This is a genomic window from Pseudomonas sp. NPDC087817, from assembly GCF_044742875.1.
GTDB lineage: Bacteria > Pseudomonadota > Gammaproteobacteria > Pseudomonadales > Pseudomonadaceae > Aquipseudomonas.
Window position 1 is genome coordinate 102,564 of the sequence record NZ_JBIUVJ010000003.1, and the last position, 20,436, is coordinate 122,999.

Genomic DNA, 20,436 nt, shown 5'->3' on the forward strand with positions numbered 1-20,436 from the left:
GGTCAAGCGACGGCTACGACGTCGAGAATCCGCTGCACCACCCGATCCTGATCGATGCCGGCGGCTTCGGCTTCAAACGACAGAATGATGCGGTGACGCAACACGTCGAACAGCACCGCTTGGATGTCTTCCGGGCTGACGAAGTCGCGACCGGCCAGCCAGGCGTGGGCGCGGGCGCAGCGGTCGAGGGCGATCGAGCCGCGCGGGCTGGCGCCATAGGCGATCCACTCGGCCATTTCCGGATCGAACTTGGCCGGGGTGCGCGTGGCCATGACCAGTTGCACCAGGTATTCCTCCACGGCGTCGGCCATGTACAAACCGAGGATTTCCTTGCGCGCGGCGAAGATCGCCTGCTGGCTGACACGACGCTCGGGCTTGGTCTCGCCGTTCAGCGCTTCGCCACGCGCCTGCTGGAGGATGCGGCGTTCGACGGCGGCGTCAGGGAAGCCGATTTTTACGTGCATGAGGAAACGGTCGAGCTGGGCTTCCGGCAGCGGGTAAGTGCCTTCCTGCTCGATCGGGTTCTGCGTGGCCATCACCAGAAACAGCGGCGACAGTTCGTACGTGCTGCGGCCGACACTCACCTGACGTTCGGCCATGGCTTCGAGCAGCGCCGATTGCACCTTGGCCGGGGCGCGGTTGATTTCGTCCGCCAGCACCAGGTTGTGGAAGATCGGCCCTTGCTGGAACACAAAGCTGCCGGTTTCCGGGCGATAGATCTCGGTGCCGGTGATGTCGGCGGGCAGCAGGTCAGGGGTGAACTGGATGCGATGGAACTGGGCTTCGATGCCCTCGGCGAGTTCTTTGATCGCTTTGGTCTTGGCCAGCCCTGGCGCGCCCTCGACCAGCATGTGGCCGTCGGCGAGCAGGGCGATGAGCAACCGCTCGATGAGTTTTTCCTGGCCGAGAATCTGCGTTGAAAGAAAGGTTCGCAGCGCCAGCAGCGCTTCACGATGTTCCATCGATGACTGTTCCTGGAAAGGGGTGGCCACGGGCGTTCGGATAACGCCGGGGCTGGGGGCGTTACTTTAATCCATCGCGGGGGGTGGCGACTAACGGCATTTTGCGCAAAGTGCGGGAAATGACTGGGGGATTTGTTGGATTTTTGTAGCAGCGGAGTGTTGGGGTGACTGTTCTGGCCTCATCGCTGGCAAGCCAGCTCCCACAGGTTCAGGGTTGTGCATGCGATTTGTGCGACACAGCCCCCACAGTTACCGGTGGTGTGTATGCGATTTGTGCAACACATCGATCACTGTGGGAGCTGGCTTGCCAGCGATGGGGCCAGCCCAGGCAACATCAAATCTCGTTAATGAACGTGCCAGTCCCATCAAGGATGTTCGTCAAGGTCTCGACAACCTCATCCAGATCCACCATGTCCGGGTTAAAGCTGATCTCCAGCACATCATCCCCGTTCAACGCATCGGCATCCGCTGCAGCGATTTCGATCTTCAACAGATTCGAGGTCAGGGTGACTTTCACCCCATCCAGCGTCGAAGGCTCGCCATCCAGCGTAATCTCCAGCTCATCCTCATCCGGATAACGGCTCATCAGAAACATGTCGCCCTTGTCGCTGTGGCAGCAGAGCATGGCCATGTTGTCTTCTTCGTCATCGCACGGGTTGACGATCAGTAGGGCGGTGGTCATTTGCATGGGGAATTCCTGCCTCGTAGGGCGTGTTGGTCGCAATTGGGCGCGATTCTGCCAGCCCTCGGGAATTTCTGCATGTGAGAGTGTCAGAGGATGTGTCGTGTACGCGACACAGGTCAATGGTCATTTCTGGCACGCATGTACCGTAAATACGGGCATTCAGACCAGCATTTTCCACCATGGCTGCTAGTGTTTACCGGTGCCAAAGCCTTGGTTTACGTGCCAATGACCGAATATGTCGCAGCACCGCAAGCAGACACATTGTCGCACCCATTAAGCTGCGCAACGGATGAGCACCCGTAAAGGCATTGTCGGCAGCCCCGACAGTCGTTTTTGCAGATGCTCATTCAATGGAAGGTGAATGTGACCTGAGTGTCCCGTCCAGCTTCACCCACCTGTCCCCCTGTTTCCTCTGCCCGAGAATCAGGAGCAGGGTGACTTGAACCCCGAAAGGGGTGTTGCACGCGACGCTTTCCATCAATAACAAGCTTAAGCGGAGTACCACAGATGGCGTTCTTCACCGCAGCCAGCAAAGCCGACTTCCAGCACCAACTGCAAGCGGCACTGGCGCAGCACATCAGTGAACAGGCGCTGCCTCAAGTGGCGCTGTCCGCTGCAGAAATGGTGGGCATCATGTGCCTGGACGAGCTGACTCAACGTCGCCTCTCCGACCTCGCTGGCTGTACTCTTTCTGCGTGGCGCCTGCTTGAGCGCTTCGATCACGCGCAACCGCAAGTGCGCGTCTACAACCCTGATTACGAGCGTCATGGCTGGCAGTCGACCCACACCGCGGTCGAAGTCCTGCACCACGACCTGCCATTTCTGGTCGACTCGGTCCGCACCGAGCTGAACCGCCGCGGCTACAGCATCCACACCCTGCAAACCACCGTGCTCAGCGTACGTCGTGGCAGCAAGGGCGAACTGCTGGAAATTCTGCCAAAAGGCAGCACCGGCGAAGGCGTTCTGCACGAATCGCTGATGTACCTGGAAATCGACCGCTGCGCCAACGCGGCCGAACTGAATGTGCTGAGCAAAGAGCTGGAACAGGTTCTCGGTGAAGTCCGCGTCGCGGTCGCCGATTTCGAGCCGATGAAAGCCAAGGTGCAGGAAATCCTCACCAAGCTCGATAACAGCTCGTTCCCCATCGATGCCGATGAAAAGAACGAAGTCAAAAGCTTCCTGGAATGGCTGGTGGGCAACCACTTCACCTTCCTCGGCTACGAAGAATTCGTGGTCACCGATCAGGCTGATGGCGGCCACATCGAGTACGACCAGAACTCCTTCCTCGGCCTGACCAAACTGCTGCGCACCGGCCTGACCTACGAAGACCTGCGCATCGAAGACTACGCCGTTGCCTACCTGCGCGAACCGACCCTGCTGTCGTTTGCCAAAGCTGCGCACCCGAGCCGTGTTCACCGTCCGGCGTACCCGGACTACGTGTCGATCCGTGAAATCGACGCTGACGGCAAAGTCATCAAGGAACACCGTTTCATGGGCCTGTACACCTCCTCGGTGTATGGCGAGAGCGTGCGGGTCATTCCGTTCATCCGCCGCAAGGTCGAAGAAATCGAAACCCGCTCCGGCTTCCAGTCCAAGGCTCACCTGGGCAAGGAACTGGCGCAGGTCCTCGAAGTGCTGCCGCGTGATGACCTGTTCCAGACCCCGGTCGATGAACTGTTCACCACCGTGATGTCGATCGTGCAGATCCAGGAACGCAACAAGATCCGCGTGTTCCTGCGCAAAGACCCGTACGGTCGTTTCTGCTACTGCCTGGCCTACGTGCCGCGCGACATCTATTCCACCGAAGTTCGCCAGAAGATCCAGCAAGTGCTGATGGAGCGCCTGAAGGCTTCCGATTGCGAATTCTGGACGTTCTTCTCCGAATCGGTTCTGGCGCGCGTGCAGTTGATCCTGCGTGTCGACCCGAAAAACCGTCTCGACATCGATCCGGTGCTGCTGGAAAAAGAAGTCGTCCAAGCCTGCCGCAGCTGGCAGGACGACTATGCTGCACTGACCGTCGAAAGCTTCGGCGAAGCCCACGGCACCAACGTGCTGGCCGACTTCCCGAAAGGCTTCCCGGCCGGTTACCGCGAGCGCTTTGCAGCGCATTCGGCCGTGGTCGACATGCAGCACCTGCTGAGCCTCAACGAAAAAAATCCGCTGGTGATGAGCTTCTATCAGCCGCTGGGCCAGGTCTCCGGCCAACGCGAGCTGCATTGCAAGCTGTACCACGCCGACACCCCGCTGGCGCTGTCCGACGTCTTGCCGATTCTGGAAAACCTCGGCCTGCGCGTGCTGGGCGAGTTCCCGTACCGTCTGCGTCACACCAATGGCCGCGAGTTCTGGATTCACGACTTCGCGTTCACCGCCGCTGAAGGCCTGGACCTCGACATCCAGCAACTCAACGACACCCTGCAGGACGCGTTCGTCCACATCGTTCGTGGCGACGCCGAAAACGATGCGTTCAACCGTCTGGTGCTGACCGCCGGTCTGCCATGGCGCGACGTGGCGCTGCTGCGTGCCTACGCCCGCTACCTGAAGCAGATTCGTCTGGGCTTCGATCTGGGCTACATCGCCAGCACCCTGAACAACCACACCGACATCGCTCGCGAACTGACCCGGTTGTTCAAGACCCGCTTCTATCTGGCGCGCAAACTCAGCGACGACGATCTGGAAGACAAGCAACTGCGTCTGGAACAAGCGATTCTGACCGCACTGGACGACGTCCAGGTGCTCAACGAAGACCGCATCCTGCGTCGTTACCTCGACCTGATCAAAGCCACCCTGCGGACCAACTTCTACCAGACTGACGCCAACGGCCAGAACAAGTCGTACTTCAGCTTCAAGTTCAACCCGCACGCGATTCCTGAGCTGCCGAAGCCAGTGCCGAAGTTCGAAATCTTCGTTTACTCGCCGCGCGTTGAAGGCGTGCACCTGCGCTTCGGTAACGTCGCTCGTGGTGGTCTGCGCTGGTCCGACCGTGAAGAAGACTTCCGTACCGAAGTCCTCGGCCTGGTTAAAGCCCAGCAAGTGAAGAACTCGGTCATCGTGCCGGTGGGTGCGAAGGGCGGCTTCCTGCCGCGTCGCCTGCCACTGGGCGGCAGCCGTGACGAGATCGCGGCCGAGGGCATCGCCTGCTACCGCATCTTCATTTCGGGTCTGTTGGACATTACCGACAACCTGAAAGACGGCGCACTGGTGCCGCCGGCAAACGTCGTGCGTCATGACGACGATGACCCGTACCTCGTAGTGGCAGCGGACAAGGGCACTGCAACCTTCTCCGACATCGCCAACGGCATCGCCATCGACTATGGCTTCTGGCTGGGTGACGCGTTTGCGTCCGGTGGTTCCGCCGGTTACGACCACAAGAAAATGGGCATTACCGCCAAAGGCGCGTGGGTTGGCGTACAGCGTCACTTCCGCGAGCGCGGCATCAATGTCCAGGAAGACAGCATCACCGTGGTGGGCGTCGGCGACATGGCCGGTGACGTGTTTGGTAACGGCCTGTTGATGTCCGACAAGCTGCAACTGGTCGCTGCCTTCAACCACCTGCACATCTTCATCGACCCGAACCCGAACCCGGCGACCAGCTTCGTCGAGCGTCAGCGCATGTTCGACCTGCCGCGTTCGGCCTGGACCGATTACGACACCAGCATCATGTCCGAGGGTGGCGGTATCTTCTCGCGTAGCGCGAAGAGCATCGCGATCTCCCCGCAGATGCAGGAACGCTTCGACATCAAGGCTGACAAGCTGACCCCGACCGAACTGCTGAATGCCTTGCTCAAGGCACCGGTGGATCTGCTGTGGAACGGCGGTATCGGTACTTACGTCAAGGCCAGCACTGAAAGCCACGCCGACGTCGGCGACAAGGCCAACGATGCACTGCGCGTGAACGGCAACGAGTTGCGCTGCAAAGTCGTGGGCGAGGGCGGTAACCTCGGCATGACCCAACTGGGTCGTGTGGAATTCGGTCTGAATGGCGGCGGCTCCAACACCGACTTCATCGACAACGCCGGTGGCGTGGACTGCTCCGACCACGAAGTGAACATCAAGATCCTGCTGAACGAAGTGGTTCAGGCCGGTGACATGACCGACAAGCAACGCAACCAGTTGCTGGCGAGCATGACCGACGAAGTCGGCAATCTGGTGCTGGGCAACAACTACAAGCAGACTCAGGCCCTGTCCCTGGCAGCGCGTCGTGCCTACGAGCGCATCGCTGAGTACAAGCGTCTGATGGGTGATCTGGAAGGCCGTGGCAAGCTGGACCGCGCCATCGAGTTCCTGCCGACCGAAGAGCAGATCAACGAGCGTATCGCTGAAGGCCACGGCCTGACCCGTCCTGAGCTGTCGGTACTGATCTCCTACAGCAAGATCGACCTCAAAGAGCAGCTGTTGGGCTCCTTGGTACCGGACGACGATTACCTGACCCGCGACATGGAAACGGCGTTCCCGCCGACCCTGGTCAGCAAGTTCTCCGAAGCCATGCGTCGTCACCGTCTGAAGCGCGAGATCGTCAGCACCCAGATCGCCAACGACCTGGTCAACCACATGGGCATCACCTTCGTTCAACGACTCAAAGAGTCGACCGGCATGAGCCCGGCGAACGTGGCTGGCGCCTATGTGATCGTGCGCGACATCTTCCACCTCCCGCACTGGTTCCGTCAGATCGAAGCGCTGGACTACCAAGTCAGCGCTGACGTACAGCTGGAACTGATGGACGAGCTGATGCGTCTAGGCCGCCGTGCCACGCGCTGGTTCCTGCGTGCTCGCCGCAACGAGCAGAACGCTGCCCGTGACGTCGCGCATTTCGGTCCGCACCTGAAAGAGCTGGGTCTGAAACTCGACGAGCTGCTGAGCGGCGAAATCCGTGAAAACTGGCAGGCGCGTTATCAGGCGTATGTCGAAGCCGGCGTACCGGAACTGCTGGCGCGTATGGTTGCGGGCACCTCGCACCTGTACACGCTGCTGCCGATCATCGAAGCCTCCGACGTGACTGGCCAGAACCCGGCCGAAGTGGCCAAGGCCTACTTCGCTGTGGGCAGTGCGCTGGACATCACCTGGTACCTGCAACAGATCAGCGCGCTGCCGGTTGAAAACAACTGGCAAGCCCTGGCCCGTGAAGCGTTCCGCGATGACGTCGACTGGCAGCAACGTGCGATCACCATCTCCGTCCTGCAACAGGGCGACGGCACTCAGGACGTGGAAGCACGCCTGGCGCTGTGGATGGAACAGCACGAAAGCATGATCTCGCGCTGGCGCGCCATGCTGGTGGAAATCCGTGCGGCGAGCGGCACGGACTACGCCATGTATGCGGTGGCCAACCGTGAACTGCTGGACCTGGCGTTGAGCGGGCAAGCGGTAGTGCCTGCGGTTGCTGCGAATGCCGAGCTTGAACTGGCGTAAGTAGTGGCTGAATGAAAAAGCCCCGGTGTCGTGAGATGCCGGGGCTTTTTTATGTCTGAGGGTTTTGTGGTGGCTGTTCTGGCCTCATCGCTGGCAAGCCAGCTCCCACAATGGTTTTGTGATCGACACAAGTGCCCTGTGGGAGCTGGCTTGCCAGCGATGAGGCCCTCACATTCAATACAACTTTTTATGCTGTTTACTATCAAGCATCGACACTTTATCTGTCGCCTTGGTCAATAAATTACTGAGCGACTGGTCAAACTTCTGCAACGCCCTAACTTGCACATCCTGCTGCTGATTAATATCCGCCACTATCTCTTCCGAGCGCTTGAAGTCCGCCCACACCGGCGTCAATTCCCGCGCATCCGAACCTTTCGCCGTACCGATATAGTTCAACCGCGCATCATAAAAATCGGCACTGACATCCGCCTTGATATCGGAACTGCGCGAAGTAATCAACTGGCTATGAGTGTCGATAATCGCCACCACATCCGGTCTGGCCGCACGCAGGCTCTGCATGTCCGGGTACACCGTCACCGAGCCAAACTGACGCTGCAGCGAGGCGTTGACCCAATCCACCGCCATGTCGGGTTTTGAACTGGCGACGTAGGCGTCGTGAATCGGTTGCACCAGCAGGCTCTGGCCGAAACCGGTGCCGGCGTTGGCCTGATAGTCGCGCAGGTATTCGCGGTTGGTCTGGGTGCTTGGGCTGTAGACCACGCCGAGCGATACGCCGGGACCGCTTTTCACCTGGGCGGCGCTGCTGCGGCCAACCGGTTGCGTGAACAGCGTGTCGAGGGATGAGACTGCTTTCGGTGCGGTAGGCACCGAGCAGGCGGAAAGGGCTAAAACCGATATCGCCAAAGTGCTGGCAAACGTAAGTTTCATGGTATTTCTCCCGTGAAACAACATCAGCGGAAAGTTTGAGTTGTCGTCGTCGACGACCGTTAATTGAGACTAAACCCGCTACGCTGGAAGCAACCTGACAATTTGCTGTCTGGTTTGCTGTTGAATAGTTTTATTTGCTGTAACGCGGGGCGGTTAATTGCGCCGGGAAATAAAAAGGCGCAAATCGATGATTTGCGCCTTTTTATTTATGGCTGATTAAACATCCATCAGTTTTTCAGCGGGATCAGCACTTGCTCATCCGGCGACAGCACCATGAACACCAGCAACTTGGCCGGTTTGGTTTTGCTGGCATTTTTCGACACCAGATGTTCGGAGCCGGCGGGTTCGTACCAGAACTGGCCCTTCTTGTAGGTGATCGCCTGTTCGCCTTTTACCTGGGAAATCACTTCGCCTTCGAGCACGTAGGCCATGGCGGTGCCGTCGTGTTTGTGGGCGATGGAGGACTGGCCGGGTTTGTAGTCGACCTCGATCATCATGGCTTTTTTGCCGGGGGCGTTTTTCAGCATCTGGTCTTGCAGCACGGTGACTTTTTCGGACGGGTCGTGGGCGAAAGCGGCCGAGGCGCAAAGGCTCAGGGCAAGGGCAGAGGCGAAGAGGTGCAGGGCTTTCATGGCGGGTTACCTGTGAGGTTGGGGGTGCAATCACAGTAGTCCGCAGGGTGGCGCATTCAAACGGCCAATATTCGGGAAGATCAGGTGACCAATCTGTGGATCTTCAGTGCTTTCAAATAAGCCATCGCTGGCAAGCCAGCTCCCACAGGTTTTTGCGTCGTTCGTATGATTAATGAACGACACAAAACCCTGTGGGAGCCTGGCTTGCCAGCGATGGCGTCCGTAAGTCAAACGATGGGAAAGCTGTTGAAGTCGACGCTATTGGCCAGCCGGCTATCGATCAGGTCAATAAACCCCTGCGCTTCGGGCCGGTTGAAATGCGCCTGCATCGCCGCTTCCGACTGCCAGCGCGCACTGACCGTCCAGCGGTGACTGTCCTCAGGGCAACGGTCGACCAGATAGGAATCGCAGCCCGGGGTTTCGCGCAGGGTTTCGACGATCTTCTGCAGTTGCCTGCCCAGTTCCTCCGAGCGGCCGGCGGCAGCCTGCACCTGGACCGTATTGATCACTTCGTTGGACATTGCTCACACTCCTGAATCAGGCCGGACGAATCCTGCTCATTGAGGGATAACGCCTGTGCAGAATAGGCCTGCACCTGTCGATCACCAATAACCAATCGGCGGTTAATACCCCAGACCAATCATTCAGGCAACTTGTTGCAGAATGTCGCGCAGGCGATCCAGAGCGATATCAATGTCGAGGGTTTCGATGGCGCCGAAGCCGAAGTACAGACCGTTTTTCGGCGGTTGCTGGTAATAGAAACCATTGATTGAATACAGGCCAACCTCGACTTTTTTCGCCAGTTCGATTACCAGCGGCAAGTCGATCGGCACCTTGCAGAACACCGCCATGTGGAAGCCCGCGCTGGCCGGCACCGCCTCCAGCCATGGCGCCAGATCGGTGGCCATGCGCGCGAGAATCCGCTCGCGGCGCTGCGCGTAGATCGCATGACAGCGGCGGATATGCTTGAGCAGGCAACCCTCGGCGATGAACTTCGCCAACGCCCATTGCGGGAGGGTTGAGGCGTGCAGATCAGTGAGTTGCTTAGCACGGATCACCGCTTCGAGAATGGCCGGCGGCAGAATTGCGTAACCCAGACGCAGCTCTGGCAACAGGGTTTTCGAGAAGGTGCCGACGTAAGCGACGATGCCACGCTGGTCGAGATTGAACAGCGAATCGGTGGGTCGACCCTCGTAGCGAAACTCACTGTCATAGTCGTCCTCGATGATGATTGCGCCCAGTTCATGGGCGCGGACCAGCAAGGCTTCGCGGCGTGCCTGACTCATCGGCATGCCCAGCGGGAACTGGTGCGACGGCGTGACATAAATCAGCCGCGTGCCGTCGGGAATCTGTTCGACGACAATCCCTTCAGCATCCACCGGCACACCGACCACCTCGGCGCCATGGGTACCAAACAACAGGCGTGCCGGCGGATAGCCGGGGTCTTCCATGGCGACCAGACTGCCGGGGCGGATCAACACGCGAGTGATCAAGTCCAGCGCCTGTTGCGCGCCGTTGCACACGACGATGTCTTCATCCTGACAGTTGATCCCACGGGAAAACGCGATGTGCCGGGCAATCGCATTGCGCAGCGCCGGCAGGCCCTCGGCGACACTGTAGAAACCCTTGGACTGGCCCATCTGGCGCATCGCATGGGCGACGCAGCGGCGCCAGTCATCCTGCGGAAACTGGCCTTTGCTGGTGGCGCCACCGATAAAGTCATAGCGCAGCGAACCTTCCAGCGTCGGGTGGCGCAGAAACACCGGCAGATTGCGCCAGCTCTCGATCACGTCGGCACTGGCCAGCTCGGTGTGGCTTTGCTTGCGCTGGACCTGCGCCGGGCGCGCGTTGACGTAGGTGCCTTTGCCGATCACTCCGGTGAGAAAGTTTTCGTAGGTCAGTTGTGCGTAGGTGTCGGAAATGGTCTTGCGCGAGATGCCCAGTTGCTCGGCGAGCAGGCGGCTGGGCGGCAGTTGCGTGCCAGCGGCCAGACGCCCGGACTCGATGGCCCCGCGCAGTTGCTGATACAACTGACCGGCGAGATCCTTGCGGCCGTTGATCACGACGTGAAGTTCCATACCGACGAGGCTCCCCGGGCAATTGAGTGTGCCGGCCAGATTACTCCCGTTTGTTTGCGGGGCAGTAGTTGCGTGGAGTAAAAAACTCGAATTGGTCACGTACCTTGTGGGAGCTGGCTTGCCAGCGATGAGGCCTTCGGATCCAGCATTAGTGTCAGCAGATATACCGCCATCGCTGGCAAGCCAGCTCCCACAGGGTCAGTGTGTGTCCGGGTTCAGTGGTGTAGCGGTTTTCCGTGCAATTGGGGCTGTAATGCATCGCTGTCGGCGGTTACGGTGAAGTCATCATTCCGTCCACCGAGAACCGCCATGTCCCCGCGCCTGGATTACTACAACGCTTCGCCCAAGGCGATGAAAGCGATGATTGCCATGGAGGCGCTGACTGCCAACCTCAGTATCGAACAGCCACTGCTGCAACTGATCCGCATCCGTGCTTCACAGCTCAATGGCTGCGCGTTCTGCACCGACATGCATTCGGTGGATGCACGACGGGCCGGGGAGAGTGATCGGCGTTTGTATGCGATTGCGGTGTGGCGCGATAGCAACTTCTTCAACCCGCGTGAGCGTGCGGCGCTGGCCTGGGCGGAGGCGGTGACGTTGTTGGCGGAAAGTCATGTGCCTGACGATATTTATCAGCAGGCCCGCGAGCAATTCAGCGAAGGGGAACTGGTCGACCTGACCATGGCCGTGACTACCATCAACAGCTGGAATCGTCTGGCCGTCAGCTTCCGCCAAACCCCCAGCGACTAATCAACCCATGATCGTTCCCACGCTCCTGCGTGGTAATGCCTCAACGGACGCTCCGCGTTCGGCTCTGAATGGGACGCGGAGCGTCCCGGGCTGCGTGCCCACGCGGAGCGTGGGAACGATCGGTAAACCCCAAGCGATTGAACACCACATGATCGTTCCCACGCTCTGCGTGGTAATGCCTCAACGGACGCTCCGCGTTCGGCTCTGGATGGTACGCGGAGCGTCCCGGGCTGCGTGCCCACGCGGAGCGTGGGAACGATCAAGATCAAAATCATTGCGGTGGGCGTTGCGGTTTAACCGAGGTGCCGAAGGTGTTGCCCATCCGCGTACTGGTCGCGGCCGGGGTCGCGAGGCCAACCTGATTCGGCGGCCGTTTATTCACCGGCACATTCAGCGCCTCTTGATTCTTTTTCGCCGCCGCAGCGCCTTCCGGGTTGTTGCCCATCTGCTGGCTCAAGCAGTCGTAATTCGGCGCCTTGTAACCGCCGACCGTCACTTCCACACAACCCAACGGCTGCTCGGCATAAGCGCTCGACAGCGCCATCAACAACAGCCCGCCAAGGCTCAATCGCCACAGTGTTTTCATGCTCGCCTCCTGGCCGGCCCGGAAGGGCCGCGCTATGGCTTGAGTCTAGTGCAAGCCATGCGCAATTCCCGTGATGGTTTTTTTGCACCGCCCGTCACACCAGATTCATAAACAGCCCTCAGGATGACGATTTTCAAGGATTCGTCAGCCGTGCAGCGAGGCAGTTCCCGAGACGGTTTTCAGCGTTCAACGAGGCTTGTGCGCCGGATGTGTCTGGGGTGGCTGCTTGGCTGTGCGGCGGGCCACGCGATGGCCGACGCGGTGCCGGCGGACTTGCGCATGACGCTGCATATTCCGGCACAGGATCTGGCCCATGCGCTGGATCAGTACAGCCACGCCACTGGCGTTGCGGTGCTGGTCGACAGTCAGTTGAGTCGCGGTCGTCGCTCGCTCGCGGTGGACGGTGAATACACCGCAGCCGATGCCCTGCGTCGATTGCTCGGCGGCAGTGGTTTGATGGCGCGGTATGCCCGGGACGATGCATTTACCTTGCAAGTGGCGCAGGTCGAAGACGTGCCGGCGCCGCCACAAAAACAGACGCCCGAGAGCGTCGCGGTCAACCGCAGTTACGCCACGGCGGTGCAAGCGGCGATCGAGCGCAACCTGTGCCGCTCGCCGCTGACCCGTCCGGGCAGCTATCGCGCGGTGTTGCAGGTGTGGGTCGGCCGCGACGGCATGGTGCAGCACAACCGGTTGGTCACTTCGACCGGTGATGTAAGGCGCGACAACGCGCTGGTGGAGAGTTTTCGCAATCTCAGGATCGACCGGCCGACGCCCAGCGCCTTGCGTCAGCCGGTCACGTTGCTGTTGTTACCGGAGTCGTCAGGGAAACGCATGGAATGCACCACATGGGAAGGAGTTTCCGGGGGATGAAAGACACCGGAAAAGGTTCGATGGTCCAACTGTTCCTGACGTCCTACGAGGACTTTCGGGTGCGCCTGCGCCGGCGTCTCGGTTCGGAAGATCTGGCCAACGACGTGCTGCACGAAACCTACCTGCGGGTCGACCGCATGGAGACGCCGCCGAACGTCCTGCGACCCAATGCCTACCTCTATCGCATGGCCCTGAACATCGCCGCCGACCGCCGTCAGGCCGATGCGCGGCTGCTCACTGGCGAGGAAGTCGAGGAGCTGCTGCAAATGGGTGACGAAGCGCTGGACCCGGCGCGGGTAGTGGGCGGGCAAAAGGAAATCCAGTCGTTGCTCAGCGCCCTCTACGAACTGCCCGCACGCCGTCGCAAGATCTTCATTGCGGCGCGTCTGGAAGAGGCGCCGCACCTGGAAATTTCCCAGCGTTTCGGCATTTCCACGCGCATGGTCGAGAAGGAAATCAAAGCCGCATTGGGCTTCTGCGCCGCGAAACTGGAAAGAAAAGTGTTTCAGCGGTTCGGTCGCGGGGCCGGAAAACCGTCTTCTGAATAGTGCCCGATCAATTCGTTGAGAATCTGCGCGTTTGAACATCTTTCGACTGACACCTGCCGAGCCATCGGCGGCCGACAATCTGCACAGCGAAGCCCGCGACTGGCTGGTCCTGCTGACCTCCGGCCGCGCCACCGTGGCCGACGCCCGCGCTCTGCGCGAATGGTGCGCGCAGAGCGCCGAGCATGCGCAGGCTTTCGAGCAGGCCAAGGTGTTGTGGCACAACTTGCAACCCGCCGCCGAAGGATTGCAGGCACCGCGTGGGTTTGGCCGCCGCGCCTTTCTCGGCGGCGCGATTGCTGCGTCGGCGGCATTTTTGCTGGTGCGCGGGACGATTCCCGGTGGCTTCGAAGGGCTGGGTGCGGACTTCATCACTGAAGTCGGCCAGCAGCGGCGTTTCGAACCGGCGCAGGGGGTTAGCCTGGAGTTGAACACGCAGACGCGGATCAATCAGCGTGCAGTGTCTGACGGTGTGCAGGGTTTTGAGTTGGTCAGTGGTGAGGTTGAAGTGCAGACGGCGCGGTTGCCGCTGGCGATGCAGGCTGGGGGAGGGTGGTTGCGTGCCAGTCAGGGGCGTTTCAACCTGCGTAATACCGATCAGCAAGTCTGCGTGACTTGCCTCGATGGCGCGGTTGAAGTGGATGTTGAAGGTCGTAGCCTGCGCCTGGAGCCGGGGCAGCAGGTGACTTATGACGCGGGGCAGGTTGGCAGTGTGCAGAGTGTCGATACGGCGGCGGTGATGAACTGGCGGCAGCAAGTGTTGGTGTTTAACGGCGCTACGCTGAGTCAGATGATTGATGAGATCAACCGGTATCGACCGGGGATGTTGTTGCTACTCAACCGTGAGCTTGGGCAGCGGCGGGTGCAGGCGCGGTTCAGCCTTGACCAACTTGCTGGCGTTGCATTGCTGATTCGGGATGCCTACGGGGTCAAATGCACCGAGTTGCCGGGTGGCGTTGTGGTTTTGAGCTAGTGGTTTTGAGCTAGTGGGTTTGACTGGGTACATATCCGTTGCTGCGGTAACGGCTGCTTAGGGTTCCGCCCTTACGGCGGGTCACCTTTTCCAAACGCCGAAAAGGTAACCCAAAAGGCTTGCTCCTACGTGCGGCCCGCTCGCTGAGGCTCGGGGTTCCTTCGCTCCGGGATCCATCCGGGGGCATCGCCTCCGGTTTGCTTCGCTGCACCTCCTCTCGATGTGTTTGGCTGCGCCAAACGGTCGCTGCGCTCCCACCCCCGGATGAATCCCTCCACTCAGCCTTCCGACGTCGCCCGTGGATCAAGATCAAAAGCTGCAGCCGAGCTAACGCTCATCCTTTGAGTGGTGCGGCATTCGCCGCGTGCGGGTGGTACATATCACCCCTGTAGGAGCTGCCGAAGGCTGCGATCTTTTGATCTTGCTGTTGCTTTTGTGTGGGAGCGAGCCTGCTCGCGAAGGCGGCCTGCCAGCCAACCAATCTCTTGCTGATGCACCCGATCCAACTGTAGGAGTGAGCCTGCTCGCGATGACGACCTCACAGCCAACCAATCCCACTGACCTCACCCAATCCCTGTGGGAGCTGGCTTGCCAGCGATGACGGCCCTCCAGCCAACCAATCTCTTGCTGATGTACCCAATCCAACTGTAGGAGCGAGCCTGCTCGCGATGACGACCTCACAGCCAACCAGTCCCCCAACTGACTTCACCCAATCCCTGTGGGAGCTGGCTTGCCAGCGATGACGGCCAGCCAGCCAACCAATCTCTGGCTGATGCACCCGATCCAACTGTAGGAGTGAGCCTGCTCGCGATGAAGACCTCACAGCCAACCAATCCCACTGACCTCACCCAATCCCTGTGGGAGCTGGCTTGCCAGCGATGACGGCCTGCCAGCCAACCAATCTCTTGCTGATGTACCCGATCCAACTGTAGGAGTGAGCCTGCTCGCGATGACGGCCTCACAGCCAACAATCCCCACTGACCTCACCCAATCCCTGTGGGAGCTGGCTCGCCAGCGATGACGGCCTACCAGCCAACCAATCCACAACTGACTCCACCCATTCCCACATTTTATTCATGGCCCGCAAATCACTCCAACGGCCCAATCACCTGCCGATACTTCTCCACCCCCTGCGCCGTCCCCCGACTCAACCGAATCTCCAACCCCAACGGATCCTCCCGCCGATTCCCACTCAACTGCCGCCAGCCCTTATCCACCTCCCAAACCCGCACCTGCACATCACTGACATCACTCAAAACAGCAACCCCATTCCCAGGCGCCGGCAACGGATACCGACTCCGCGCCTCAGCCACCGCCCGATACAACGTGTCGCCCTTGACCCACCACCGCACCCGCTGCAAAGCCCCCGGCTGATCCGCCGCCGTGCGAATAATGTCCAGCCGAAAACCCTTACTGTCGCTACTGCGCACAGTCAGAGCGGGCGGGGCGCTCGGCGGCTCATCATCCACCCCAACCTTCTTCGGCTCAGTCAACTCAATCCCCGCCCGCATCTCCACATCTCGCTGCAACTGATTCAACGCCCGCAACAAACCGTCACTCTGCTCACTGCTCGCCTGCAAATGACTGTCCGCCCGCGTCACACTGTCCAGCCCCCGCCAGGCAATCAAACTCACCACCGCCATCAACAAAATCGCGACCATCACCTCAATCAACGTAAACCCTTGCTGGCGCTTCATTGCAGGCTGATCCTTCCACTGCCATCACGCAGCACACTCAAGCGATTCAAGCCATCCGACAACGTCAATTGCAACGGCGGATTAATCCACTCAGCGTTCAGCACAACCCGCTGTTTCGGCTCCACCCGCACCTCCACCTTCGGACTCTGCCAGGCACGCGGCCGCAACTGCGGATCCTGCGCAAAATGATCAAACCCCTTGCCACTGTCACTGCGCCGACTAAACCGAAACCCCTTGGCATCACTCACCCACACAATCGGCCGGCCATCGGCGCGCGCCTCCGCCTGCGCCACCTGCAGCAACTGCGCCACACGCTCGGCATCCTTGCGCAGCAACTGCAACGGATCGGGCTTGATACTTAGGCTGATCGCCGCGCTGGCGATGCCGATGATCACCAGCACCACCATCAACTCGATCAGGGTAAAGCCCCGTTGCCTGTTCATCGATTGCGCGCTCCTTTGCGTTGAGGATCATCCTGCACGGCCAACATGTAAGGCGTGTGAAATAAAACGGAGAGAATTGCCGCGTAGGCTGGCAGCAGGGATAAAAAGGAGATTCAACCCATGACCTTCACCGCACGCGTTTCCCCACCCCAAATAGTCCAGGCCCTCGCGCTGCTCGCAGCGCTGGTCGGCGTGGCGACATGGTCGTCGCTGCTGCTGACCACCGCCGAATCCCACACCCCGCCGGCAGCCCCGCAATTGCTCGCGGCGCGCAGGGATAGCCCGGCGTTGCAATGGTTTTCCAATCAAACGGCGCCGGTGGATATCAAGGTGAGCGGGGTGATGGCGGGGAGTCGGGGGGCGGTGGCGATACTGAGTCTGAACGATGGGCCGCCGAGGAGTTTTTTGCAGGGGGAGAAGGTTGGGCCTGGGGTGAAGTTGGTGGCCGTGGAGGGGGATGGGGTGGTGATTGAGCAGGGTGGGGAGAGGGTGAGGTTGGGGGTGGAGAGGTTGGGGGAGGGGGTGGAGATGCCTAGGTTGGTTAGGCCGTGATTGTTGACCACTACAGTCAGATGATATGGGCATTGTGATCTGTCGAATAAATCAGAATACTGGAAGCCTTAATTCAGATGGATATGGGGTCGTGCAGTGGCTGGAAATAGGAAGGTGATAAGTTTTTTCTTAGCTTCACCGGGCGATCTATTCCTAGAGCGCAAAGTGGCAAAGCAGGTTGCTGACGAACTGAACTCCATGCTTTCACTAAAGCTAAATGTGCATATCGAATTAGTGGGGTGGGAGGATACGGTCTCAAGTGCGGGTAGGCCGCAGGAAATTATCAACCGTGATTTAGAGCGTTGCGACGTATTTATTGGAATTCTGTGGAAACGCTGGGGGTCGGCCCCTGACAACGAAAGTAAATATGAGTCAGGATTCGAAGAGGAGTTTGCAATCGCGACGACAGGTCACAGGAACTGTAAGAAGCCTCTAATAAGTTTGTTTTTCAAGAAAATTGATACGCTTGCCCTGAGCGATCCCGGTCAGCAGCTTCAGAAAGTTGTAAATTTTAGAAAGAAAATCATCGAGGATAAAGCGTTATTATTTCAAGAGTTTGAAAATGAAAAGGATTTTGAAGGCATAATTAGAAAATGCATTTCTAATTATGTGTTGGAGCATGTTGATTTAATCGATTCTCAACCGCAGGCTGCTCACGCTCCAGATGTCGAGGTCGAATCCAGTAAAAGCGATAAAAATAGAGAAACATTCGACTTCAGTCCTATTCAGGGTGAGAGTGCGAATTTCATTCAGTCTATTCTGCACCGTAGTGGCGATGCCTCCAAAAGAGCGAAATTAGAGCCGTTCGAAGTCGCTAGGTTGAGGCTCATAGCTAATGGATTGGGCGATGGTCAAAATGACAATTCTTATCTAGGTACGCACGATGCTAATCTTATCTATCGAAATAAAGATAGTTGTGAGTTGGACGAGCAGGAATTACTCGGGTTGCTGCATTCAAGTGCCAGAAACCTTAAATATGAGAACATTCCTATATGGTACTGGTTGCAACATCCAATAAACAAGCACTACAGTTTAAGCTTTCTGACTTTAACAATACCGGAGGGAGGGCACTCCATTGTCAGTTCCATCTTGGATTTGATGACAATCACGGGGACGAAATTGACGTCGCATGAGTTTGTCACTAGGAGAGAGTTTGTCGACGCGTGGCTTTCAGATAGGTTTACGTCTTCGGTCAAGAACTCCGCTCTTCGTTATTTGGGTGAAAATGGGGTGGAGGATGATCTTGATGAAATACACAAGGAAATTAACAAAAATGATTCACAGACAATCGCCTCGGCGCAAGAAGCCTACGTGTCTATTAAGCTTCGCGTAGGTTTGAACTCCGGCTTGGAAGCGGTTAATTATCTTCAGCCAGCAGGGCTGGGGGAGGGGTTAATAAATTCAATATTTGAGAATCATAGCCATATCGGAACCGAGATTTTAATTAAAACACTAGAAAACCGGAATAGAGCGGTTCGCACTAAGGCTGCAGAAATATTGATTGTTAGAGATTTGTTCTCCACCAATCTTATTGAAACTATACAACAGGATTCGGAGCCTAGCGTTAGGGCATTGGCCATTCCCGCTTTGTTAAAACAGGGGGCAATCCTGAGCGATGACGAAGCAAAAGCTATTGTGATGAAAGATCCGTCAAAACCGACGTCCGAAGAAACTCTCGCGTGGTCGAAATTCCAGTCGCGAGTTTTGGCCTTAATGGACAGCGCCGAATTAGAGAGGAGAATGCATAGGCTTTTACCGATAAATTCTGATGCTTACATTGAGTTGGCGAGAAGGAGAATTGATGTTCATCGCCCGGAACTCACTAAAAATTTGCTAGATAAATATGAGGGTTTTTATAAAAAGCATATGCGTTTATGGGCTGAAGCAAGAAATGATGATCCAAATACAACTTTGAAACAGTTTGATGATTTAAAGCAATATATAATAAGCAGGTTTATCAGAGAGGCGTTGACGTTGTTGGTAGAAAAGAAGTCAAAAAAAGACTTGGCCGTTATTAGGTTGTCACTAACTGATGCTTCCGTGCTTCCCATCGAAGCCGACTTGGAATACTTTTATTTATTTGGAGAGTGGCAGGACGTTTTGCTGGTTATTGATTTGTTTAAGAGGTTTGGTAAAACTTCTTCAAGCAGTTCATTACTTGGTGGTGGAGAGGTCTCTAAAGCAGTTCAGAGTTTAGCAGTTAGAACGGTTTTGAAACTTGGAAAGAACAGGCTTGCCGATGTTTTGGCGTTGGATTGCCCTAGTGTTATAAGGCGTAATATTATTTCTTCTATTAAAGAAAAAGAGTTTACAAGTCTTGGCGACGATGTGGTTCTGGAAATGCTTAATAATGATGATCCTCAGGTCCGTAAGTATTGTGCGCTTAAATGTGCAAAGGCCTATTCGAGAACTCGACTGGTTGCTATGTTTAATAGATGTAATCGCGCTGATCAAGTGTATTATAATGTGATTCATTGGCTTGATTTTGGACTTTATGGTTCAAAAGAACAAATTAATAATGCTTTTAGAAAAGTGTGTATTTGCTGATGGTGTAAGGGTGAAGTTTTGCATGAAAAGAGAGATAGAGGCTGATTTATCTTCAGGAATAAATCAGTCCCCTTTGAATAATAGCTGTGAAATTATATCGGGCTTTCGAATTGTGAGTGAGAGTTTGCGAGCCGAGGCTGTTCTTGTTTTGGGTTGTATGCTCGAGCTTTCGTATCTATCGAGATGTTACTTCCAAGGATGTCTCGGGCCTCACCTAGCGACCATACCGTTGAAAGGTCGTGAGTCAAATTTCGATAAACGGCGCGAAATCCCCTCGGCTTTCTAAGGTCGTAAATAAAATCTGGAATTTTAACTTTAAAGTTAAAGGCGGGGATTTTGGGCGTCGAGTTAAGCGCTGCTACGGTGTTTTATACGTGTACAAGCTTAGTCACCGGCACCCCTTGCCTTGTCTGAAGCCCATATTTTATCCTTATATCATTAGAAGCTTTCGATATCTCCGAAATCAAGGACGCGACTTTTTTATTTGCAACTGCTAACTCGTCCTCATCAAAAGAACGCCTTGTCTCGCGCATTCTCTCTCAGGCTTCAACGAATATGCGGCCTCTACAATACGACAAGAATCACCAGTTTTTTTTGCCAGCCAAGCCGAAAAAACTGGAAGAGATGTCGCTGTTGCAGTTGCCTTTCCTCGATTTTGTGAGAACGTTTCCTTCGATTCTCTGGGCTGCAGTCAAAGTTGCGTTGTCAATCAATGCGTATGTCAATTCAATCCCTCAAATCGATATTTATAATAATTACGTGTTTCGTTGTTCCGGTTTTGAAAATAAAACTTTCTATTATGTTCGTGAGCCTGATGTGTAT

At 57.1% G+C, this 20,436-nt stretch carries 16 protein-coding genes; 7 read left to right on the forward strand and 9 right to left on the reverse strand.

Going from position 1 to position 20,436, the window contains the following annotated elements:
• Positions 1 to 2: 2 nt before the first annotated feature.
• Both ACIONG_RS04220 and ACIONG_RS04225 read right to left on the reverse strand, forming a co-directional pair.
• Positions 3 to 962, reverse strand: coding sequence for a MoxR family ATPase (locus tag ACIONG_RS04220; RefSeq protein WP_003218556.1), 960 nt, complete (start codon positions 960 to 962; stop codon positions 3 to 5).
• Positions 963 to 1,296: 334 nt separating this feature from the next.
• Positions 1,297 to 1,650, reverse strand: coding sequence for a hypothetical protein (locus tag ACIONG_RS04225; RefSeq protein WP_103305776.1), 354 nt, complete (start codon positions 1,648 to 1,650; stop codon positions 1,297 to 1,299).
• A 504-nt stretch (positions 1,651 to 2,154) separates the two neighbouring features.
• Between ACIONG_RS04225 and ACIONG_RS04230 the strand changes: the two genes are divergently transcribed.
• The gene (locus ACIONG_RS04230; protein ID WP_401296940.1) at positions 2,155 to 7,050 is read left to right on the forward strand and encodes an NAD-glutamate dehydrogenase; all 4,896 of its coding nucleotides are present in this window, start codon (positions 2,155 to 2,157) and stop codon (positions 7,048 to 7,050) included.
• A gap of 174 nt (positions 7,051 to 7,224) precedes the next feature.
• Here the strand turns inward: ACIONG_RS04230 and ACIONG_RS04235 are convergent, their stop codons facing one another.
• From ACIONG_RS04235 to ACIONG_RS04250, 4 genes are all read right to left on the reverse strand, one after another.
• Positions 7,225 to 7,938 carry an ATPase gene (locus ACIONG_RS04235; RefSeq protein ID WP_401296942.1) on the reverse strand — a complete coding sequence of 238 codons (714 nt, stop codon included), beginning with the start codon at positions 7,936 to 7,938 and terminating at the stop codon, positions 7,225 to 7,227.
• A gap of 227 nt (positions 7,939 to 8,165) precedes the next feature.
• Positions 8,166 to 8,570 carry a cupin domain-containing protein gene (locus ACIONG_RS04240; RefSeq protein ID WP_103307410.1) on the reverse strand — a complete coding sequence of 135 codons (405 nt, stop codon included), beginning with the start codon at positions 8,568 to 8,570 and terminating at the stop codon, positions 8,166 to 8,168.
• Between the two features lie 227 nt (positions 8,571 to 8,797).
• Positions 8,798 to 9,091 (reverse strand): putative quinol monooxygenase, encoded by a 294-nt coding sequence (locus ACIONG_RS04245; protein WP_103307409.1) that lies wholly within the window; start codon positions 9,089 to 9,091, stop codon positions 8,798 to 8,800.
• A 123-nt stretch (positions 9,092 to 9,214) separates the two neighbouring features.
• A complete protein-coding gene (locus tag ACIONG_RS04250; RefSeq protein ID WP_401296945.1) occupies positions 9,215 to 10,648 on the reverse strand; it encodes a PLP-dependent aminotransferase family protein in 1,434 nt (477 codons plus the stop codon).
• Between the two features lie 309 nt (positions 10,649 to 10,957).
• Between ACIONG_RS04250 and ACIONG_RS04255 the strand changes: the two genes are divergently transcribed.
• The gene (locus tag ACIONG_RS04255) at positions 10,958 to 11,398 is read left to right on the forward strand and encodes a carboxymuconolactone decarboxylase family protein (RefSeq protein ID WP_401296946.1); all 441 of its coding nucleotides are present in this window, start codon (positions 10,958 to 10,960) and stop codon (positions 11,396 to 11,398) included.
• A gap of 271 nt (positions 11,399 to 11,669) precedes the next feature.
• Here ACIONG_RS04255 and ACIONG_RS04260 read toward each other — a convergent pair whose 3' ends face one another.
• Positions 11,670 to 11,984 carry a hypothetical protein gene (locus ACIONG_RS04260; RefSeq protein ID WP_401296948.1) on the reverse strand — a complete coding sequence of 105 codons (315 nt, stop codon included), beginning with the start codon at positions 11,982 to 11,984 and terminating at the stop codon, positions 11,670 to 11,672.
• A 207-nt stretch (positions 11,985 to 12,191) separates the two neighbouring features.
• Here ACIONG_RS04260 and ACIONG_RS04265 point away from each other — a divergent pair, with 207 nt between their 5' ends.
• Genes ACIONG_RS04265 through ACIONG_RS04275 form a run of 3 tightly spaced genes read left to right on the forward strand, consistent with a single transcriptional unit; the run spans position 12,192 to position 14,375 of the window.
• Positions 12,192 to 12,857: a secretin and TonB N-terminal domain-containing protein gene (locus ACIONG_RS04265; RefSeq protein ID WP_401296950.1), complete on the forward strand. Its 666-nt coding sequence runs from the start codon at positions 12,192 to 12,194 to the stop codon at positions 12,855 to 12,857.
• Complete coding sequence (locus ACIONG_RS04270) at positions 12,854 to 13,405, forward strand: RNA polymerase sigma factor (protein ID WP_401296952.1); 552 nt, start codon at positions 12,854 to 12,856, stop codon at positions 13,403 to 13,405. The genes ACIONG_RS04265 and ACIONG_RS04270 overlap by 4 nt, the downstream gene beginning before the upstream one ends.
• 31 nt (positions 13,406 to 13,436) lie before the next feature.
• Complete coding sequence (locus tag ACIONG_RS04275) at positions 13,437 to 14,375, forward strand: DUF4880 domain-containing protein (protein WP_103307403.1); 939 nt, start codon at positions 13,437 to 13,439, stop codon at positions 14,373 to 14,375.
• A gap of 1,088 nt (positions 14,376 to 15,463) precedes the next feature.
• On the opposite strand, the gene ACIONG_RS04280 is transcribed toward ACIONG_RS04275, so the two are convergent.
• The gene (locus ACIONG_RS04280; RefSeq protein WP_007913938.1) at positions 15,464 to 16,072 is read right to left on the reverse strand and encodes a prepilin-type N-terminal cleavage/methylation domain-containing protein; all 609 of its coding nucleotides are present in this window, start codon (positions 16,070 to 16,072) and stop codon (positions 15,464 to 15,466) included.
• A complete protein-coding gene (gene gspH / locus ACIONG_RS04285) occupies positions 16,069 to 16,515 on the reverse strand; it encodes a type II secretion system minor pseudopilin GspH (protein ID WP_401296954.1) in 447 nt (148 codons plus the stop codon). The genes ACIONG_RS04280 and gspH overlap by 4 nt, the downstream gene beginning before the upstream one ends.
• A 120-nt stretch (positions 16,516 to 16,635) precedes the next feature.
• On the opposite strand from gspH, the gene ACIONG_RS04290 reads away from it, so the two are divergent.
• Entirely contained in the window at positions 16,636 to 17,067 is a 432-nt protein-coding gene (locus tag ACIONG_RS04290) for a type II secretion system protein N (protein WP_401296956.1), read from the forward strand.
• 114 nt (positions 17,068 to 17,181) lie between these two features.
• Positions 17,182 to 19,614, forward strand: a complete 2,433-nt coding sequence (locus ACIONG_RS04295) for a DUF4062 domain-containing protein (protein WP_401296958.1) — start codon at positions 17,182 to 17,184, stop codon at positions 19,612 to 19,614.
• The last annotated feature ends 822 nt before the right edge of the window (positions 19,615 to 20,436 follow it).